Annotated in this window: 14 protein-coding genes and 1 tRNA gene; 3 read left to right on the top strand and 12 right to left on the bottom strand. The window is 44.7% G+C overall.

All coding sequences use genetic code 11. The features are described 5' to 3' along the window. Positions 1-28 precede the first annotated feature (28 nt). The 4 genes from AB5170_RS07405 to AB5170_RS07390 all read right to left on the bottom strand — a co-directional run bounded on the left by AB5170_RS07405 (position 29) and on the right by AB5170_RS07390 (position 4460). Positions 29-934: an ABC transporter permease gene (locus tag AB5170_RS07405; protein ID WP_368365056.1), complete on the bottom strand. Its 906-nt coding sequence runs from the start codon at positions 932-934 to the stop codon at positions 29-31. Further along, entirely contained in the window at positions 931-1908 is a 978-nt protein-coding gene (locus AB5170_RS07400; protein WP_368361751.1) for an ABC transporter permease, read from the bottom strand. The genes AB5170_RS07405 and AB5170_RS07400 overlap by 4 nt, the downstream gene beginning before the upstream one ends. After that, positions 1908-3056 carry an ABC transporter ATP-binding protein gene (locus tag AB5170_RS07395; protein WP_368361750.1) on the bottom strand — a complete coding sequence of 383 codons (1149 nt, stop codon included), beginning with the start codon at positions 3054-3056 and terminating at the stop codon, positions 1908-1910. The genes AB5170_RS07400 and AB5170_RS07395 overlap by 1 nt, the downstream gene beginning before the upstream one ends. Positions 3057-3503: 447 nt before the next feature. Then, the gene (locus AB5170_RS07390) at positions 3504-4460 is read right to left on the bottom strand and encodes a hypothetical protein (RefSeq protein ID WP_173718979.1); all 957 of its coding nucleotides are present in this window, start codon (positions 4458-4460) and stop codon (positions 3504-3506) included. 201 nt (positions 4461-4661) lie between these two features. Here AB5170_RS07390 and AB5170_RS07385 point away from each other — a divergent pair, with 201 nt between their 5' ends. After that, positions 4662-5147, top strand: a complete 486-nt coding sequence (locus tag AB5170_RS07385; RefSeq protein WP_118578965.1) for an ureidoglycolate lyase — start codon at positions 4662-4664, stop codon at positions 5145-5147. 128 nt (positions 5148-5275) lie between these two features. Next, positions 5276-5348, top strand: a tRNA-Thr gene (locus tag AB5170_RS07380). A 151-nt stretch (positions 5349-5499) separates the two neighbouring features. Here the strand turns inward: AB5170_RS07380 and glgB are convergent. Further along, complete coding sequence (glgB, locus tag AB5170_RS07375; protein ID WP_368361749.1) at positions 5500-7827, bottom strand: 1,4-alpha-glucan branching enzyme; 2328 nt, start codon at positions 7825-7827, stop codon at positions 5500-5502. A 215-nt stretch (positions 7828-8042) separates the two neighbouring features. Here glgB and AB5170_RS07370 point away from each other — a divergent pair, with 215 nt between their 5' ends. Then, positions 8043-9017, top strand: coding sequence for a carbohydrate kinase (locus tag AB5170_RS07370; protein WP_195699143.1), 975 nt, complete (start codon positions 8043-8045; stop codon positions 9015-9017). 491 nt (positions 9018-9508) lie between these two features. On the opposite strand, the gene AB5170_RS07365 is transcribed toward AB5170_RS07370, so the two are convergent. From AB5170_RS07365 to tgt, 7 genes are all read right to left on the bottom strand, one after another. Continuing rightward, positions 9509-10672, bottom strand: a complete 1164-nt coding sequence (locus AB5170_RS07365) for a phosphoglycerate dehydrogenase (RefSeq protein WP_173717452.1) — start codon at positions 10670-10672, stop codon at positions 9509-9511. Further along, the gene (gene serC, locus AB5170_RS07360) at positions 10672-11754 is read right to left on the bottom strand and encodes a 3-phosphoserine/phosphohydroxythreonine transaminase (protein ID WP_368361748.1); all 1083 of its coding nucleotides are present in this window, start codon (positions 11752-11754) and stop codon (positions 10672-10674) included. The genes AB5170_RS07365 and serC overlap by 1 nt, the downstream gene beginning before the upstream one ends. Next, positions 11751-13433: a biosynthetic-type acetolactate synthase large subunit gene (gene ilvB / locus AB5170_RS07355; protein WP_368361747.1), complete on the bottom strand. Its 1683-nt coding sequence runs from the start codon at positions 13431-13433 to the stop codon at positions 11751-11753. Before ilvB ends, serC begins: the two co-directional genes overlap by 4 nt. Before the next feature lie 103 nt (positions 13434-13536). Further along, a complete protein-coding gene (gene ilvD, locus AB5170_RS07350; protein ID WP_368361746.1) occupies positions 13537-15210 on the bottom strand; it encodes a dihydroxy-acid dehydratase in 1674 nt (557 codons plus the stop codon). A gap of 68 nt (positions 15211-15278) precedes the next feature. Continuing rightward, on the bottom strand, positions 15279-16361 hold the full coding sequence (leuB, locus tag AB5170_RS07345; protein ID WP_173717454.1) for a 3-isopropylmalate dehydrogenase: 1083 nt from the start codon (positions 16359-16361) through the stop codon (positions 15279-15281). A 236-nt stretch (positions 16362-16597) separates the two neighbouring features. Beyond that, on the bottom strand, positions 16598-16897 hold the full coding sequence (gene yajC / locus AB5170_RS07340; RefSeq protein ID WP_118584184.1) for a preprotein translocase subunit YajC: 300 nt from the start codon (positions 16895-16897) through the stop codon (positions 16598-16600). A gap of 116 nt (positions 16898-17013) precedes the next feature. Further along, positions 17014-18171 carry a tRNA guanosine(34) transglycosylase Tgt gene (gene tgt / locus AB5170_RS07335; protein ID WP_148461836.1) on the bottom strand — a complete coding sequence of 386 codons (1158 nt, stop codon included), beginning with the start codon at positions 18169-18171 and terminating at the stop codon, positions 17014-17016. Between the last annotated feature and the right edge of the window lie 428 nt (positions 18172-18599).

The following is an 18599-nucleotide window of genomic DNA, read 5'->3' as shown; positions in this document are numbered from 1 at the left end:
ATTTTTTTCGCTGATTCCTGTGAGCAGACTACTTATACTTCCTCTTTAACTTCTTTATAAGAGAGTAAACAAGAATGATCACCACTGTAAAAGCCAGCATAATCGTACACAGGGCATTGCTTTCCGGCGTGACACCGGTTTTGATCTGAGTGTACACCTTAATTGGCAAGGTAGACAATCTCGGACCGTTAATAAAAATACTGATTACCACGTCGTCCATGGACATGGCAAAGGCAAGCAATGAGCCGGACGCAACAGCTGGCATGATCAGTGGCAGCGTAACGTCAAGAAAGGCTCTCATGGAAGTAGCTCCAAGATCCCGGGCAGCTTCCTCAAGGGAAGGATCCAGGCCCACAAGTCTGGCTTTTACTTCCATCAATATATAAGGAATGCAAAATACCGTATGTCCGATCAGCAGAGTAAGCATTCCGAAGGGCAGGTTCAGCATATAGAAAAATGCCATCAGTACCATGCCCAGAATAATTTCCGGTATCATAAGGGGCAAAATGGAAATGTACTCCAATGCGCCTTTTGTTTTCCAGTGAAGCCGTGACAGGCCTACCGCTCCCATCGTTCCGATAACTGCTGAAACCGCGCAGCTGGCCACGCCAAGGATCAGGCTGTTTACCAGTGCTTCCATCATGGCACTGTCTGCGAAAAGCTTTTCGTACCACTGGAGGGAAAATCCGGTGAGACGGACAGGCAGCTTGGACTCATTGAAGGAGAAAATGATGACTACGGCTACTGGGAGGTACATTAAGAAGAAAATGATACCAAGGTATATCTTCTCAAAGCGGGTGCTCCGTTTCATGCCAGAGCCTGTATTTCTCTTCTTTCCAAACTTTTTAACTAATGTACCGTTTTTAGCCTCGGCGCCTTCACCTTGCATTTTCGGATCCAGCACTTCTATTTCATTATTTTGTGTTTTTATCATCCCAGCCCCTCCACTTCTTTCGCATTGGTGACCTTGCGGTATAGCAGGATCATCAAAGTGGTAAGGATCATCATGATCACTGCCAGAGCTGCCGCAAAGGGCCAGTTATTTCCCCGGGTCATCTGATCCTGGATCAGACTACCTACCAGCACAACTTTGTTTCCGCCCAGGATATCTGCTATGAAAAACAGTCCCATAGATGGAATAAAGGTAAGGATCACACCGGACAAAAGTCCTGGCAGGGTCAGCTTAAAGCTGACTGTCCAGAAGGCCTTTGCCTTACCTGCCCCCAGATCACGGGCGGCTTCTACCAGTGACCAGTCCAGTTTTTCCGCACTGGAATATACTGATAAAATCATAAATGGCAGCAGTACATATATCATACCAATGATGATTGCCGGGTAGCTGTACATGATTTTCAGCGACTTCTCGATCAGGCCAAGCTTTTTCAGCACAAAATTCAGAACGCCTTTTTTCTGAAGGATGATGATCCAGCCGTAAAGTCTGATCAGGGAATTTACCCAGAAGGGAAGCATAAGAAGAAGCATAGCTTTCTTTTTACCGCCTGCTGGTAATTTCGCCATAAAATAGCCAAACGGATACCCGATCAGGGTAATAAAAACAGTACTTGTAATGGCCAGCTGGAAGGACTGGACAAAGGTGTCCAGGTACACTGGTTCCAGGAGCTTCCGGTAATTATCCAAGGTAAAGATCCACTGCACGCCGTGGACTTCTCCAGGGGTGGCAAAGCTTAAGGCTACCATGTAGATAAGAGGGCATGCCACGAAGATCAAAGTGAAAATATATAATGGCAGGATCATCCAGATGGTGGCGCGGGTGTGCCTGGTGAATGCAGCGCTCTTGCTATTGCCGCTGATATTCTTTACAGGCGCAGATTCCTGGCTGTTGCCGTGGCTGTTCTTTACAGGTGCAGATTTTCGGCTGTTGCCACGGCTGTTACTGAGACCGCCCATCACTGATTTCCTCCTGACATATCAGCAGGCTCTTTCGTCTTAAACTCCCGATTTACTACAACTGCATTTCGCGGATCAAAATACCATTTTATCTGCTGTCCTGGCTGAATGTTTGCATTCATGCCAAACCGGCTGGCTGTGATTTCTGTGCCGTCAGACAAAGCAAGCAGAACTCGCAGCTGACCTGCAGCGAAATTCTTCTCCTTCACAGTTGCGTGAAGATGTATGCCAGTTCCCTCAGCTTCATTTTGCTCAACTACATTTTCCATTTCAGCTTCATCCAGCAGAATATTTTCGCTTCTCACAGCCAGGGTAAGCTGCTCTCCCACCTTTACAGTCTCTTCTGTATAAACGGAAACAGTGTCATTTCCTATTTCAACCTGTGCATAAGAACCATTTATTTCTGCAACTTTTCCTTTTAAAATATTGGCATTTCCCACAAAGGTTGCCACATAGCTTGTTTTCGGATGGTTGTAAATCTCATCCGGAGTGCCGATCTGCTCAAACTGCCCCTGATTCATTACCACGATCCGATCGGACATATTAATGGCCTCTTCCTGGTCGTGGGTGATATAGATAAAGGTAATTCCAAGCTTCTTCTGCAGTCGCTTCAGTTCCAATTGCATCGTCCGTCGAAGCTGTAGATCCAGAGCTCCGAGAGGCTCGTCCAGAAGCAGTACACGTGGATTATTTGCCAATGCTCTTGCAATGGCTACACGTTGCTTCTGTCCACCGGAGAGCTCCGCAGGTTTTCGTTTCTCGAAACCTTCCAGCTGAACCAGCTCCAGCATTTCCTTAACCTTTTTCTTTATATCCGCTTTTGATACTTTTCGTATTTTCAGACCATACCCGATGTTATCCGCCACGTTCATATGGGGAAAAAGGGCATAATTCTGAAATACCGTGTTCACATCTCTCTGGTTTGGCTCCAGATTCGTCACATCTTTCCCCTCCAGCCATACACTTCCGCTGTCCGGCTGCTCAAGTCCTGCGATGATGCGAAGAGTGGTCGTCTTGCCGCAGCCGGAAGCACCCAGCAAGGTGACGAATTCCCCCTGATCAATTTGCAGATTGATTCCCTGTAGAACATATTCTTCTGATGTAAAACTTTTTTTCAGATTTCTTAATTCAAGAAATGAGTCAGACATTTGTCTCCTCCTTTCTGGAGCGTGTTTGAAAATTATTCCTGCAGGCTTCCACAAATTGTGACACGCATTTTGAAGAAAGCCTTTTTTAACACGCTCTGCTGTAATGTTAAGTGAAGTACGAAAAAAATACGGGATACCCCTATAGCCATACATTCAGAAAATCTCTATATAAACACGGTGCATGTTTATATAGCGCCATTACTGTATATTGCTATATCGGTAACCCGTATTCCCATATAATTCTTCAAAAAAAGGTACAACTTTTCTAAAAAGCCTGGGGCGGAATAACCTGACATGTACCTCATCTCCTTTGTTTGCAATCAAGGTGTATTCTATCATAGAATGAATCATTTGAAAACAGTTATTTTCCCATTGATAACATATTTTTTCATTTTCATTTAACAGATCAGGAGCAGAACCAAATTGGCTCTGCTCCCTTGCAAAATGTTATCCAATATTATATTTTTTACGTATTTCTTCTTTATCTTCTTCAGAAATTTTAAGTGCATCCATAGCCTGATCCACAGACCAGTTCATTGTTTCTGTAAGAGTTTTAATTGAAGAAACCAAACTCTCGCAAACTCCTTTTTCATAATTTCTCTGTGCTACATCGTCAAGAACATGTCCCACATCTGTTACCTCACTTTCTAAATCCATTTCCATTTGGATTCCAAAATCGTCCTGCAAAATCATCCTTTTCTCTGAAGCATTCCGTTTATCTGAAAGTAAAACTTCCAACATTCGCAGGATGCCAGACGCTTCTTTATCATATGCATCCCCAAGGCATATAATCACATTTGTCAGAAGATCGTAATTTTCTTCTTTTTCATGTACATTTCCTATCATATTTTCCTCTTTTAGAGAATACCGATTAATTGTATTTTTTCGGTAATTTGGAGGATTTATACATATGAATACGTTATATACCTTCTTTATCTTTTCGTAATGTGAGTTTGTAAAAACCGTTCCATACTGTGAAGAAACCATCCTACAACAATAATAAATGCTACGCTTAATGATGGGATACCCAGGATAATAATTATTCTGAGGTTCCACATTAATGATCAGACTCAATCGATTGTCAGTGCCTGGTATCAATGCACTAAAGCGAATATCATAGGTTACTGTTCCTTCCGCTATGGTCGTATCTTCAGTAGATAGTCCTTTTATCAATTCGGGAGTTTCTTCATCCGGATATACTGGAATTTCAGAAACATACAAATCTCCTTCTATGTATTTCTCTGCAATTTCCTGTATTGCACACTCCCTGTACTCCTGCAGACAGCTTTTCATAATCCATGCAAGAATAATCTTGTTTGACAATAATTTCTTACATGCGTTATCATACGCTGCCTTTTCTCCTGCGGTAGAAAGCATTTTTGACAATTTGTTTGGTACTTTCATTCACCACAAGCCTTTCTTTATGAACTTTATCTACATTTTTATAATAACACATACTGCGTTCTTAAATCTATAAAACTTTTATTAAAAATATTAACTGCCTTTCTTTATTCACACTATCCATTTAAAGATATTTATTGAGCTTTTTCCAACACCATGATACAATAGCTTCAAGGGTTTTTACTACATTTGAGGAGGTTTACCATGAAAGAAATTACAGCTGTAAAAATTAATCCAACAGATTTTGCGCCCTTTGGCACCTACTGTTCCATGACTGAACCGGAAGGTTATCCTTTACAGGGCGAAATCCACAAATTTTATCCGGATCGTATCTCAGGTACCTGTATGGGAAGTATGGGATTTTCTCCCATTGCCGTACGCAAAGATGAGCGAATCGTTAAGATGGCAGAATACCACACAACCACCTGGGAAGGCATTGTAGCTCTGGATGATGATATGATCATTCATGTTGCTCCTGCATCTGCCGGTACGCCAGTCCCGGAACTTACAAAGGCCTTCCTTGTTCCCAAAGGATGTATGGTAAAGATCAATGCCGCTATCTGGCATTTATGTCCTCTGCCTGTAAACAACGATGTCCTTCATGCAATGATCATTTTACCGGAATGTACTTATGCCAATGACTGTACGGTAGTTGAGTTTGAGGAAAAAGACTGGTTTAAAATCGTATAATCAGAATTTTCACCCACGATAAATCAGAATTTTTACCCAAGATTTTCTTGACAAATGGCTGCTTATAACTTAAAATATCTTTTGTGTCTGATAAGTGTATAAATTTTTATACACTTATCATTCCATAAGCTGGAATAGCTCAGTCGGTAGAGCACTTCACTCGTAATGAAGGGGTCGTGAGTTCGAGTCTCATTTCCAGCTTTTTTTATTTGCATCAATCGGATATTTCTGATCTGCTTCGCTACTTGCTTATTGTAAAAAAATTCAAAAAGACTGCATTCCTCACATCTGAAATTCAGATATGTAAATACAGTCTTTTTTGCTATTTTATTACTTATTGGCTATTTATTTCTCATTTGCTATTTCTGTCTGCTTTGTTATTGTCATTTTTTACTGTGGCTCTTTTCTTCACTGTTTCTGCCTTTTTCTCTGCCTTGACAGCTTCTTCTACTTTCGTAGCTTTTTCTTCCTTTACTGACTTCTTTGCTGGAGTTTTTGCCTTCACAGTCCTTACCAGTTTTCCTGCAGTCTTATCTTTCGCAGTCTTATCTTTCGCAGTTTTCGCTGCGGTCACTTTCTTCCTGGCTGGGGCTTTCCCGGGAGTGCAGCTGTAGATGCTTACACCAAGTGCCGGCAGTTTCACCTTAATAGAGTGCTCACGTTCGTCGCACTCTTCTGCTTTTGCTGTCTTCACACGAGAATTTACTACACCCTCGCCGCCGAATTCTACTGCATCGCTATTAAAGATTTCTTTATATTTTCCTACAAAAGGCACGCCCACCTGGTAATTCTCGTAGGGTATTGCGGCGAAATTACAGATTACAAGCAGCGTTTCCTCTGGTTTCTCTGTCTTACGCAGGAAAGTGATCACATTCTCCTCGTATTTCATCAGCTGAACCCACTCAAATCCGTCATACTCATCATCCATCTGATAAAGAGCAGGCGAACTCTTATAAAGGGTATTCAACGCCTGAATGCATTTGGCAAGTCCCTCCGGCATATCAGTCCCCGGTGCCATCATTTTACAGCCAGGATGCACCATCATATAGGAATAAGCCTCTCTCACCTGTGCCAGCTTCTGCTTCTCATCTCCCGGAAGTTTCGCCATAAACTCATTCAGGCTTCCCACATCTCTGTTTCCAAGAGTCAGAATATAATGCTCAGAATATGCATATAAGGTGGACAAAGTCAGCTGGTCATGATAATTCTTCCGCAAAATCGGATCTACTGACAGATAGAATAGGAAATCTCTTGTCCATCCGCCACTCCACTTATAATCAAACCCAATGTGATCATTCTCCACACTGTCAGTCAGCTCCGGCCACAGACCATCCTCCTGTGCGATCAGAAGTGCTCCTGGATCACGCTTCTTCACAATGGAATTCAGATGCTTCAGAAATTCAATGGCAGGAAGGTTCTCATTGGAGCCATACATATTCGGCGTCCATCCATCCTTTCTTCCATAATCCAGATAAAGCATGGCATCCACATCATCCATACGAAGACCGTCCACATGGAAAACCTCCAGCCAGAAACAGGCATTGGAAATCAGGAAATCCATTACCATAGGGCTGTCATAATTATAAAGCATGGTGCCCCACATCGGGTGGACTGCCATTTCCGGATCTTTCACTTCATAAAGGGGCGTTCCGTCAAATTTCTCCAGACCACCTGCGTATCTCGGGAACTGAGCCGGTGACCAGTCAAGGATCACGCCTATTCCCACCTGATGAAGCTCATCTACCAGCGCTGCAAAATCTGCTGGTGTGCCATAACGTGTGCTGACTGCAAAGTATGCAGATGTAGGGTATCCGTCTGAGCCATCCTCCAGAAATTCCATAACCGGATGAAGTTCCACATGAGTATATCCCTTTTCTTTCGCAAAAGCCACCAGCTCTTTTCCTGATTTCCACTGTCCCAGACTTGTCGCATAAATGGAAACCGGCTGCCTGCGGTCATCGTATTTCTTACGTTCAGCCATCCAGCCGCTGTCGTTCCATGTAAAATCAGAAACATCTGCCACAACAGAATTCCACAACGGTGCAGGCTGGGTTCTGTTTCCATAAGGATCTGCCTTCTGAAGGAGCACATCCCCTTTCGCCTTAATTTCATAACGATAGGCATCTCCCGCCTTTACTCCCGGGATAAAAAGTTCAAAAAGGCCTGACATGGGCATCTTATGCATGGGGAGTGCTCTGCCATCCCAATTATTGAATTCGCCAACCACACTTACCCGAACTGCATTGGGTGCCCACACTGCGAAATGAGTGCCTGCTACCCCATTCATCACCATGGGATGTGCGCCCATTTTCTTATAGGCTTCATAATATACGCCGCCAAGGAAGGCTCTTTCATCCTCTTCTGTGAGAAGTCCGCCAAATGCGTAGGCATCCTTAAAGTTCTTCGTCTCCTTCTCAAACTCTACCTGAAATTCATAATCCGGAATTCTTCTGCCTGGGATCAGCACTGCATAATAGCCAGCCTCGTCCTCCAGCTCCATTTCATATTTCGTGCGCCCTGTAACCACTGCCGCAGCTCTGGCTTCCGGAAAAAAGCCCTGTATCAGCACACCATCCGGTGTCAGTCTCGGTCCCATCACATCTCTTGGCGCTGTCTCTTCCCCGTATACAACCGCTTCAATTTCTGGCCAGTCCATATAATCATATACTGTTTTGCTCATAAGTCTCTCCATTTCCCCGCCAATTTTCACGGACTGTCGGATTTCCGGAAAATATGTTAATATTGTTATAATTTTCCCGTCAATCCGACCATAATTTTGATATTTCTATTTTACCATTTTAAGCGGGAAAAAGAAAGAAATTTGTTTGACAAATACACCCCTCTGCGTTAAATTATTGGTATATGATTTTGAAAACACCTAAGGAGGATTTTTCAATGAGTAATCGAAACTACGACGTAACTGCACTTGGCGAGCTTCTCATCGATTTCACAGAGAATGGAACCAGCGCGCAGGGCAACCCGATCATGGAAGCGAACCCGGGCGGAGCTCCATGTAATGTTCTGGCTATGCTTGAGCGCCTTGGCAAGAAGACCGCTTTTATCGGAAAAGTTGGAAAGGATATGTTCGGAAACCAGCTGAAGGCTGCTGTTGAAGAAGTTGGAATTGATACAAGAGCTCTTATTATGGATGAAGAAGTACATACCACACTGGCATTTGTCCACACCTATCCGGATGGAGACAGAGACTTCTCTTTCTATCGTAATCCAGGTGCTGACATGATGCTGACTATGGATGAGGTTCCGGACGACCTGATCCGCGATTCCCGCATTTTCCATTTCGGAACTCTCTCTTCTACCCATGAGGGCGTACGTGAAGCTACACGTCATGCCATTGAGGTAGCAAAAGAAGCCGGCTGTATCATCACCTTTGACCCGAATCTGCGCCCGCCACTCTGGAAATCCCTTGAGGATGCCCGTGTCGAGATTGAGTACGGTCTTACCAAATGTGACGTTCTGAAGATTTCTGACAACGAAGTGGAATTCCTTTTCGATACCACAGACTACGACAAGGGTGCTGCACTGATCGAAGAGAAATATCACATTCCGCTGGTTCTTATCACCATGGGTAAAGACGGAAGCCGCGCTTATTACAAGGGACGCCGCGTAGAATGCGCTCCATTCCTTCAGGAGCACACCATTGAGACCACAGGTGCCGGAGACACCTTCTGTGCCAGCATCCTGAACTATGTTCTGGAGCACGGTCTTAAGGATCTTACAGATGAGAATCTTATGGAAATGCTTACCTTTGCTAACGCAGGCGCTTCCCTTATTACTACCCGCAAGGGTGCTCTCCGTGTCATGCCAACTCGCGAAGAAGTTAAGGAATTTATTGCAAAGAGCGGCAGATAAATATGTAGCTTTGAATCGCAATTTTTAATTAAAGCAAAAACAGGAATCGCTAATCTGAAATTTAGTGGTTCCTGTTTTATTATTAGAATATTTTATATATTATTGTTAAATTTCTCAGTTGTGTTCTTCTATCATAACTGTTATAATCATCGTATGGGTGTTGCCATAACGGTAGGCGGTTAGTCCTTCAACAGAGGGACTGTGACCCTCTGATTACATAGAAACCCTGAAAGGGAATTCAGTGGAAAGGAGGGCTAGGCCAATGAGTATTATTGACTTTATAGCAGTTGTAAGCTTCGGCTTAACCTGTTTTACAATAGGATACACATTGGGTAAAGATGTAAATAATACACAAAAATAGCCGCCCTGTCTGTAAACTAAGCGGCAATTTTTGCTAACAAGTATATGGACTAACCGTCTATCGGCAACACTCTTTTTCTATACTTATATTAACATTCTGTTGTCTTAATGTCAATTATCTGTATTTGAATTTATTTCACCACGCGAACCTTTGAAACACCTTCAATGGCCTTCAGCGCATCCAGTGCCTCTGCGGAAGCTGCACTCTCCAGATCGATCAGAGTATACGCATACTCACCTTTACTCTTGTTGGTCATGTCTGCAATGTTCAGGCCCTCAGCACCAAGAATCTTGGTCAGCTGGCTGATCATGTTAGGAATGTTCTTATGTGTAATGGCAATACGTCCAACCGCTACGCAGGTACCCATATCACAGTTCGGGAAGTTTACGGAGTTTTTGATATTACCATTCTCAAGGAAATCACGAACCTCCTTCACAGCCATAACTGCACAGTTCTCCTCAGATTCCTCTGTGGAGGCGCCAAGATGAGGAGTTACCAGAATGCCCTCATGACCTGCAACTGTATGGTTGGCAAAGTCTGTTACATACTTTTTCACCTTGCCGCTGTTCAGCGCCTCAATCAGCGCATCCTCGTCAACCAGAAGGTCACGGGCAAAGTTCAGAAGTACAACACCGTCTTTCATCTTATCAAAAGCCTCTTTGTTGATCATCTTCTTTGTGGAATCCAGAAGCGGTACATGTACAGTGATATAATCGCACTTGCTGTAAATCTCATCTAAGCTCTTGCTGTGCTTAATAGTACGGGAAAGGTTCCATGCTGCATCGATGGAAATGTATGGATCATATCCATAAACCTCCATCCCAAGGGAAGCTGCTGCATTTGCCACCATGCTTCCGATAGCACCAAGACCGATGATACCAAGCTTTTTGCCCATGATCTCACAGCCTGCAAACTGTTTCTTCTGTTTCTCAGCAAGCTTATCAATATCTTCCTGGTCTTTTTCTCTCTGTACCCACTCAATACCTCCCACAATGTCACGGGAAGCAAGAAGCATACCGGCAAGAACCAGCTCCTTTACACCATTTGCATTGGCTCCAGGAGTATTAAATACAACGATGCCTTTCTCTGCACACTCTTTCACCGGAATGTTATTGACTCCGGCTCCGGCACGTGCGATCACAGCAACACTCTCCGGCAGCTCCATGTCATGCATCTTGGCACTTCTTACAAGAACTGCCTGGCAGTCATCCAGAGTATCTGCTTTTTTATAATTATCATCAAAAATGTCCAGGCCTTTCTGGGCAATAGGATTCAGGCAATGATACTGAAACATCAGGCATTTTCCTCCTCAAACTTTTTCATGAATGCAACCAGCGCTTCCACACCAGCCTTTGGCATTGCGTTATAAATACTTGCTCTCATACCGCCAACAGTTCTGTGGCCTTTCAGGTTCACAAGACCTGCCTTGGCAGCCTCAGCAACGAATTTCGCATCCATCTCTTTATCTCCTGTTACAAAAGGAACATTCATAAGAGAACGGTCCTTCGGAACAACTGTGCCATGGAAAAGCTTGCTGGAATCAAGGAAATCGTAAAGGATCTTTGCTTTCTCCTCGTTGCGTTTCTTCATCTCTTCCAGACCGCCCATTTTCTTCAGCCATTTGAAAACTTTACCGCATACGTAGATGCAATATGCATTCGGTGTATTATAAAGGGAACCAGCGTCTGCATGTGTCTTATAGGTAAGCATGGTAGGTGTTCCCGGAAGAACATCCTCTGTGATCAGATCCTCGCGGATAATGGCGATTACCATACCTGCAGGTCCGATGTTCTTCTGAACGCCGCCATAAATAATACCGTATTTGCTCACATCAACCGGCTCGGAAAGGAAACAGGAGGATACATCTGCCACAAGTATTTTACCCTTTGTATTTGGAAGCTCTTTGAACTTGGTTCCATAAATGGTGTTGTTCTCACAGATATAAACATAGTCTGCATCCGGGCTGATCGGCAGATCGCTGCAATCCGGAATGTAGGAGAAGGTCTTATCCTCGGAAGAAGCAATCTTGTTCGCTTTTCCGTATTTCTGTGCTTCCTGGTATGCTTTCTTTGCCCACTGACCGGTTACAATGTAGTCAGCCACCTTATTTTTCATAAGGTTCATTGGGATCATGGCAAACTGCTGGGAAGCGCCGCCCTGAAGGAAAAGTACTTTATAGTTGTCCGGAATATTCATCAGCTCACGAAGGTCCTTCTCAGCTGTGTCGATGATTTCCTGGAATGCAGCACTTCTGTGGCTCATTTCCATAACGGACATGCCGGTACCATTGTAATCCATCATTTCATCTGCGACTTCTTTCAACACCTCTTCCGGAAGAACCGCCGGTCCTGCGGAAAAATTGTACACTCTGCTCATTTCTTCACATCCTCCTCATCAAATACCTCGTCTAAACTTGCTCCTGCAGGAACCATAGGATATACGCTTAAATCCTGGTCGATCCAGCAGTCGAGAACTACCGGGCCCTCTGATGAAAGCGCCATCTTAAGTGCAGGCTCTACTTCTTCCATCTTCGTAACGCGGATTGCTTTTGCTCCCATTGCTTCAGAAACTTTCACGAAGTCCACACCATCATTTAAGATGGTCTGAGAATATCTTTGTTCATAGAACAGAGTCTGCCACTGGCGTACCATTCCCAGAACATGATTGTTCAGAATGATCTGGACAAGAGGTTTGCCGCAGCGAACTGCCGTGGCAATCTCGTTCATGTTCATACGGAAACAGCCGTCTCCTGCTATATTTACCACGGTTTTGTCCGGGCAGCCCATCTTTGCTCCGATTGCTGCGCCAAGGCCGTAACCCATAGTACCAAGCCCTCCTGATGTCAGGAAGGTTCTCGGCTCCTTGAATTTGAAATACTGGGCAGCCCACATCTGGTGCTGTCCTACATCTGTGGAAACGATTGCATCTCCACCAGTCAGTTCATAAAGCTTCTGGATCACGTAGGGTCCGGTAAGCTGGGAATGATCGTAATTCAACGGATACTTAGCTTTCATATCCTGAATATGCTGTACCCATTCATCATGGCGCTTCTCCGGGATTTTCACAAGGAGAAGCTTCAGCACTTCCTTCAGATCTCCGATCACGGAAGCATCAACTGCAATATTCTTGTTGATCTCCGCTGCATCTACATCGATCTGCAGGATCTTTGCCTTCGGCGCGAAGGTCTTGGTATCTCCTGTCACACGGTCGCTGAAGCGTGCACCAAGAGTGATCAGAAGGTCACACTCGCACATTGCGTAGTTGGAAGTTTTGGTTCCATGCATTCCAACCGGACCTGTGTAAAGCTCATCCTCTCCGGAAAAAGCCCCTTTTCCCATAAGGCTGTCGCAGACCGGAGCCTGGATCTTGTGGGCAAGTGCACAGACTTCTTCAGATGCATCTGCGATCACAGCACCGCCGCCAACAAAAATAAATGGCTTTTTCGCTGCTGCGATCATCTGGGCTGCTGTATCCACATCCTTCGGACGGATGGTGTCAACCTTCGGCTCTACGGCTGTGATGGTGTGACGGATATATTCACATTTTGCTGCGGTTACGTCCTTTGGCACATCTACGAGTACCGGACCAGGACGACCGCTTTTGGCGATGATAAAAGCTTTGCGGATGGTGTCTGCAAGCTTTGTTACATCTTTGACAATATAGCTGTGTTTTGTCACAGGCATTACAATGCCTGCGATATCAACTTCCTGGAAGGAATCTTTTCCAAGAAGGGCAGTTCCAACATTACAGGTAATTGCTACCACAGGAACAGAGTCCATACACGCGGTGGCAATTCCGGTTACCAGGTTGGTTGCACCTGGGCCGGAAGTTGCCAGACACACTCCGACCTTTCCTGTCGCACGGGCGTAACCGTCTGCCGCGTGGGAAGCTCCCTGCTCATGGGAAGTAAGTACATGTTTAATTTTATCACTGTATCGGTAAAGGGCGTCATAAACGTTCAGAATAGCTCCGCCTGGATATCCGAAAACGGTATCCACACTTTGCTCCAGCAAACATTCTATGATGATCTCCGCTCCTGTAAGCTGCAATTTCATTTCCTCCTGGTATATTATACTGTAAAAATCCCGGACATTTGCTATGAAAGAACCATGCTTTCATGAACCATAATTCCATTCACATGTCCGGATAAGAATCTTATTATTTTGCTTTCGGAACCTCGAGGATCGCACCGCGGTTTCCGGAAGTAACCATTGCTGCATATCTTGCCAGGTATCCGGTTGTAACCTTCGGCTCTCTCGGCTGCCATTTTGTTTTTCTTGCTGCAAGCTCTTCATCCGAAACCTTCAGTTCCAGTTTCAGTTCCGGAATATTGATGCTGATGATATCCCCTTCCTCAACAAGGGCGATGGGACCGCCTACTGCTGCCTCCGGTGAAACATGTCCAATGGAAGCGCCTCTGGACGCACCGCTGAAACGTCCGTCTGTAATAAGTGCTACAGAAGAACCAAGTCCCATACCTGCGATTGCAGAAGTAGGATTCAGCATTTCTCTCATTCCAGGACCCCCCTTCGGTCCCTCATAACGGATGACAACAACGTCACCTTCTACGATCTTTCCGCCTTTGATTGCCGCAATCGCGTCTTCCTCGCAGTCAAATACTCTTGCAGGTCCTTCATGAACCATCATCTCAGCAACAACTGCGGAACGTTTCACAACACTTCCATCTGGTGCAAGGTTGCCCCGAAGTACAGCAAGTCCGCCTGTGGTGCTGTATGGATTGTCGATCGGGCGGATTACTTCCGGGTTCAGGTTTACACAGTCCTTGATATTCTCGCCTACTGTTTTTCCGGTTACAGTCATGCACTCTGTGTGAAGGAGTCCCTTCTTATTCAGCTCGTTCATAACTGCGTATACGCCGCCTGCTTCGTTCAGGTCTTCCATGTAGGTAGGGCCTGCAGGTGCAAGGTGGCAGATGTTCGGAGTCTTTGCACTGATTTCATTTGCAAAGCTGATATCGAAATCCCAGCCAATCTCATGTGCAATTGCCGGAAGATGAAGCATACTGTTGGTAGAACAGCCAAGTGCCATATCTACGGTAAGGGCATTTAAAATTGCCTCTTTGGTCATGATATCTCTTGGACGGATGTTGCGGCGGTACATTTCCATAACCTGCATTCCTGCATGCTTTGCAAGACGGATACGCTCGGAATATACAGCCGGGATGGTTCCGTTTCCTTTCAGTCCCATACCAAGAACCTCAGTAAGGCAGTTCATACTGTTTGCAGTGTACATACCGGAACAGGAACCGCAGGTCGGACATGTTTTGTTCTCACACTCAGTCAGGCCTTCCTCTGTAAGCTTGCCTGCTGCGTAAGCACCAACAGCCTCAAACATGCTGGAAAGACTTGTCTTGTGTCCGTTTAAGTGACCAGCCAGCATCGGGCCTCCGCTTACGAATACGGTAGGAACGTTGATTCTGGCTGCTGCCATCAGAAGTCCCGGTACGTTCTTGTCACAGTTCGGGATCATAACAAGAGCGTCAAACTGGTGAGCCAGTGCCATGGCCTCTGTAGAATCTGCGATCAGGTCTCTTGTTACAAGGGAATATTTCATACCGATATGTCCCATTGCAATACCATCACAGACAGCGATTGCAGGGAACATGACCGGAGTTCCTCCAGCCATTGCCACGCCAAGCTTTACAGCCTGTGCGATTTTATCCAGGTTCATGTGGCCTGGTACAATCTCATTGTAGGAACAAACGATTCCTACTAATGGACGCTCCATTTCTTCTTTTGTCATTCCAAGGGCATTGAACAGGGAACGGTGAGGTGCCTGCTGTGTGCCTGTTTTTACTGCGTCACTTCTCATAACTTGTATCTCCTTTTTGCTTCATAGCCGGGAAAAATGATCCATTTGCTTTTTGTTTATTTCGAATTCTAAATTTCCTTAGCGATCAGGTCACCCATCTCTTTCGTTCCAACCAGAGTGCATCCCTCAGACATAATGTCACCGGTACGGTATCCGGCAGTCAGAACCTTCTGTACAGCAGCCTCAACTGCATTTGCTTCCTCATCCAGATCCAGGGAAAAACGAAGCATCATGGCTGCGGAAAGGATGGTTGCGATCGGGTTGGCCTTATTCTGACCTGCAATATCAGGTGCAGAGCCATGGCTTGGCTCGTAAAGACCAAATCTGGTCTCGTTCAGGCTGGCAGAGGAAAGCATTCCGATAGAACCGGTAACCATACTTGCCTCATCAGAAAGAATATCACCGAACATATTCTCAGTGAGAATAACATCGAACTGCTTGGGATCTCTCACCAGCTGCATTGCACAGTTGTCAACCAGCATATGCTCAAGAGTAACTTCCGGGTAATCCTTCGCTACTTCTTCTACCACTTTTCTCCAAAGTCTGGAGGAATCCAGAACATTCGCCTTGTCAACGCTTGTTACTTTTTTGCGGCGTTTCATGGCAATGTCAAATGCTTTGATGGCAATTCTGCGAATCTCGTTTTCGTTGTAGGAAAGGGTATCGATGGCTTTCTTTACACCGTTCTCTTCTACTGTTTTTCTCTCGCCAAAATAAAGACCACCTGTAAGCTCTCGTACGATGATCATGTCAAATCCGTCTCCAATGATCTCATCGCGAAGAGGGCATGCTGCACGAAGTTCGTTGTATAAATATGCAGGGCGAAGGTTTGCAAAAAGATTCAGTGCCTTACGAATGGCAAGAAGTCCTGCCTCCGGGCGTTTGGATGGCTCCAGCTTATACCATGGGGATGTCTTGGCATCTCCACCGATAGAGCCCATAAGAACTGCATCAGAAGCTTTCGCTGTAGCGATTGCCTCGTCTGTAAGCGGTACTCCATGTACATCAATGGAAGCTCCGCCTAAAAGTACTTCAGAATAAGAAAAAGTATGTCCATATTTCTCACATACTTTGTCCAGAACTTTTTTTGCTTCTGCAACGATTTCCGGACCGATTCCGTCTCCAGGAATCAGTGAAATGTTGTAATTCATAATAATTTCCTCTCCTTCGTTTCTGAATGCCAGCGGAAAATCACCTCTCGCCTGACACCAATGGATAATTGTTATTATAATAACGCACTTTCTTTAATATTTCAACATGTTAAAGTAAAAAACTGTCAAAAAACTGCCTTTTTCCCATTCTCAAAACATTCACGGAAGAAAAAAGGCCCCATCCCTTTCTGGAATGAAGCCTGTTCTTAGTTTCTGTCATATTCGGATGAATCTGATTATGCAGAAGCCTGCTCTGCTTTCTCAACTTCGGCAATTGCCTGTTTCCTCATTGGGATACGGCAGTTCTTATTGTTACCGAACTCTACGATCACGTCTTCTTCTGTCATGTCGATGATGACACCGTAGAAGCCGCTTGTAGTTACAATACTGTCACCTACAGCCATATCGCTGAGCATCGCCTGTACTCTCTTCTGCTCTTTCTTCTGAGGTCTGATCATCAGAAAATACATAATACCGAAAAGTACAACCAGCCATACGATGGTAAATCCCATACTCATTCCGCTTGATGCGTCCATTTGCTATTCCTCCTGTATCTTACTATCACGCCCTGTCTTTTCACCAGCGCATTATAGTATATAATACACAAAATAATTTGATTCTTCAAGTATTTTTCCGATTTTTTATATTAATTTCATTTACTGTATCTGCTGTTAATTTTTCCCTCTTCAAAACCAGCCAGACGCATTTCTTTATATTCTGCAAAATTGCCCTGATCCAGTGCATCCCGGATTTCCTCCATCAGGTGATTGTAGAAGTAAAGATTGTGAAGCACGCAAAGGCGCATTCCCAGCATTTCTTTCGCTTTCAGAAGGTGGCGGATATAGGCTCTGCTATAATGCTGACAGGCAGGACACTGGCATCCCTCTTCGATTGGGGACGGATCCAATTCATATTTCGCATTAAACAGATTCAGCTTGCCGCGATTGGTGTAAACATGTCCATGACGTCCGTTACGGCTTGGATATACGCAGTCAAAGAAGTCGATTCCTCTTGCGACTCCTTCCAGAATATTGGCAGGAGTACCTACTCCCATCAGATAGGTAGGTTTGTTCTGCGGAAGGTGAGGCACGACTTCGTCCAAAATATGATACATCTGCTCATGAGTTTCCCCAACTGCAAGACCGCCAACTGCGTAGCCGTCCAGATCCAGTTTGGAAATGGTATCTGCATGTGCAATACGGATATCTGCATAGATAGCCCCCTGATTGATTCCAAAAAGCAGCTGTTCTTTATTCACTGTATCCGGCAGACCGTTCAATCTGGCCATCTCTGCCTTGCAGCGCTCCAGCCATCTGGTAGTGCGATCTACAGAAGCTTGTACATATTCTCTGCTTGCCACACTGCTTGGACATTCGTCAAATGCCATGGCAATGGTAGAGCCCAGATTAGACTGGATCTGCATACTCTCCTCCGGTCCCATAAAAATCTTATGACCGTCAATATGGGACTGGAAATAAACGCCCTCTTCCTTGATCTTACGAAGTCCTGCCAGGGAAAACACCTGAAAGCCGCCGGAATCAGTGAGAATCGGTCTGTCCCAGACCATAAATTTGTGAAGTCCGCCAAATTCCTTGATCAGCTTGTCTCCTGTTCTTACATGGAGATGATAGGTATTGGAAAGCTCAACCTGAGTTCCGATATCCTTCAGATCCATGGTGGATACTGCACCCTTGATGGCTCCAACAGTTCCTACGTTCATAAACACAGGTGTCTGGATGGTTCCATGTACTGTCTCAAACTGGGCACGCTTGGCACGGCCTTCTGTTTTCATAAGTGTATATTTTGCCATATGTGAATCCTTTCTTTTTTAAGTCTTTATCTTCAAAAAAATTTCTGTTTCTGCTGCCCTGCAAAGATATTTTTCTTTTTACACTTACAAAAGAGTGTAAAACCACGGCAGAAAACTTCATATATTATAGCCCGAAATAACCGAAAATTCAACACTTGTGCGAAGAATCCTTGTTAAACTTTTACATTGTCATTTAAGCCGGGGTATCGTATAATATTACGGAATATTTGCATTTGAATTTTTCACATATAAATAAGAAGATTTAAGGTTACTGTTCACTGGTAACATTCCGCGAGGTGTTTTTTGTGAACAAAGTTCACAGAAAACCCGAGAGTTGCGGCGCGAAATCATGCAAAGCATGATTTCTGTGCATCGCGAAGCGTGTTACTGTAAACGGAGTGAACAGTAACGATTTAAACACATATGCA

Origin of the sequence: Ruminococcus sp. RTP21484sp1_RTP21281st1_A8_RTP21281_210402 (genome assembly GCF_040914025.1) — a bacterium.
Lineage (GTDB): Bacteria > Bacillota > Clostridia > Lachnospirales > Lachnospiraceae > Blautia_A > Blautia_A faecis.
This window is presented reverse-complemented; position numbering and strand designations above follow the sequence as displayed.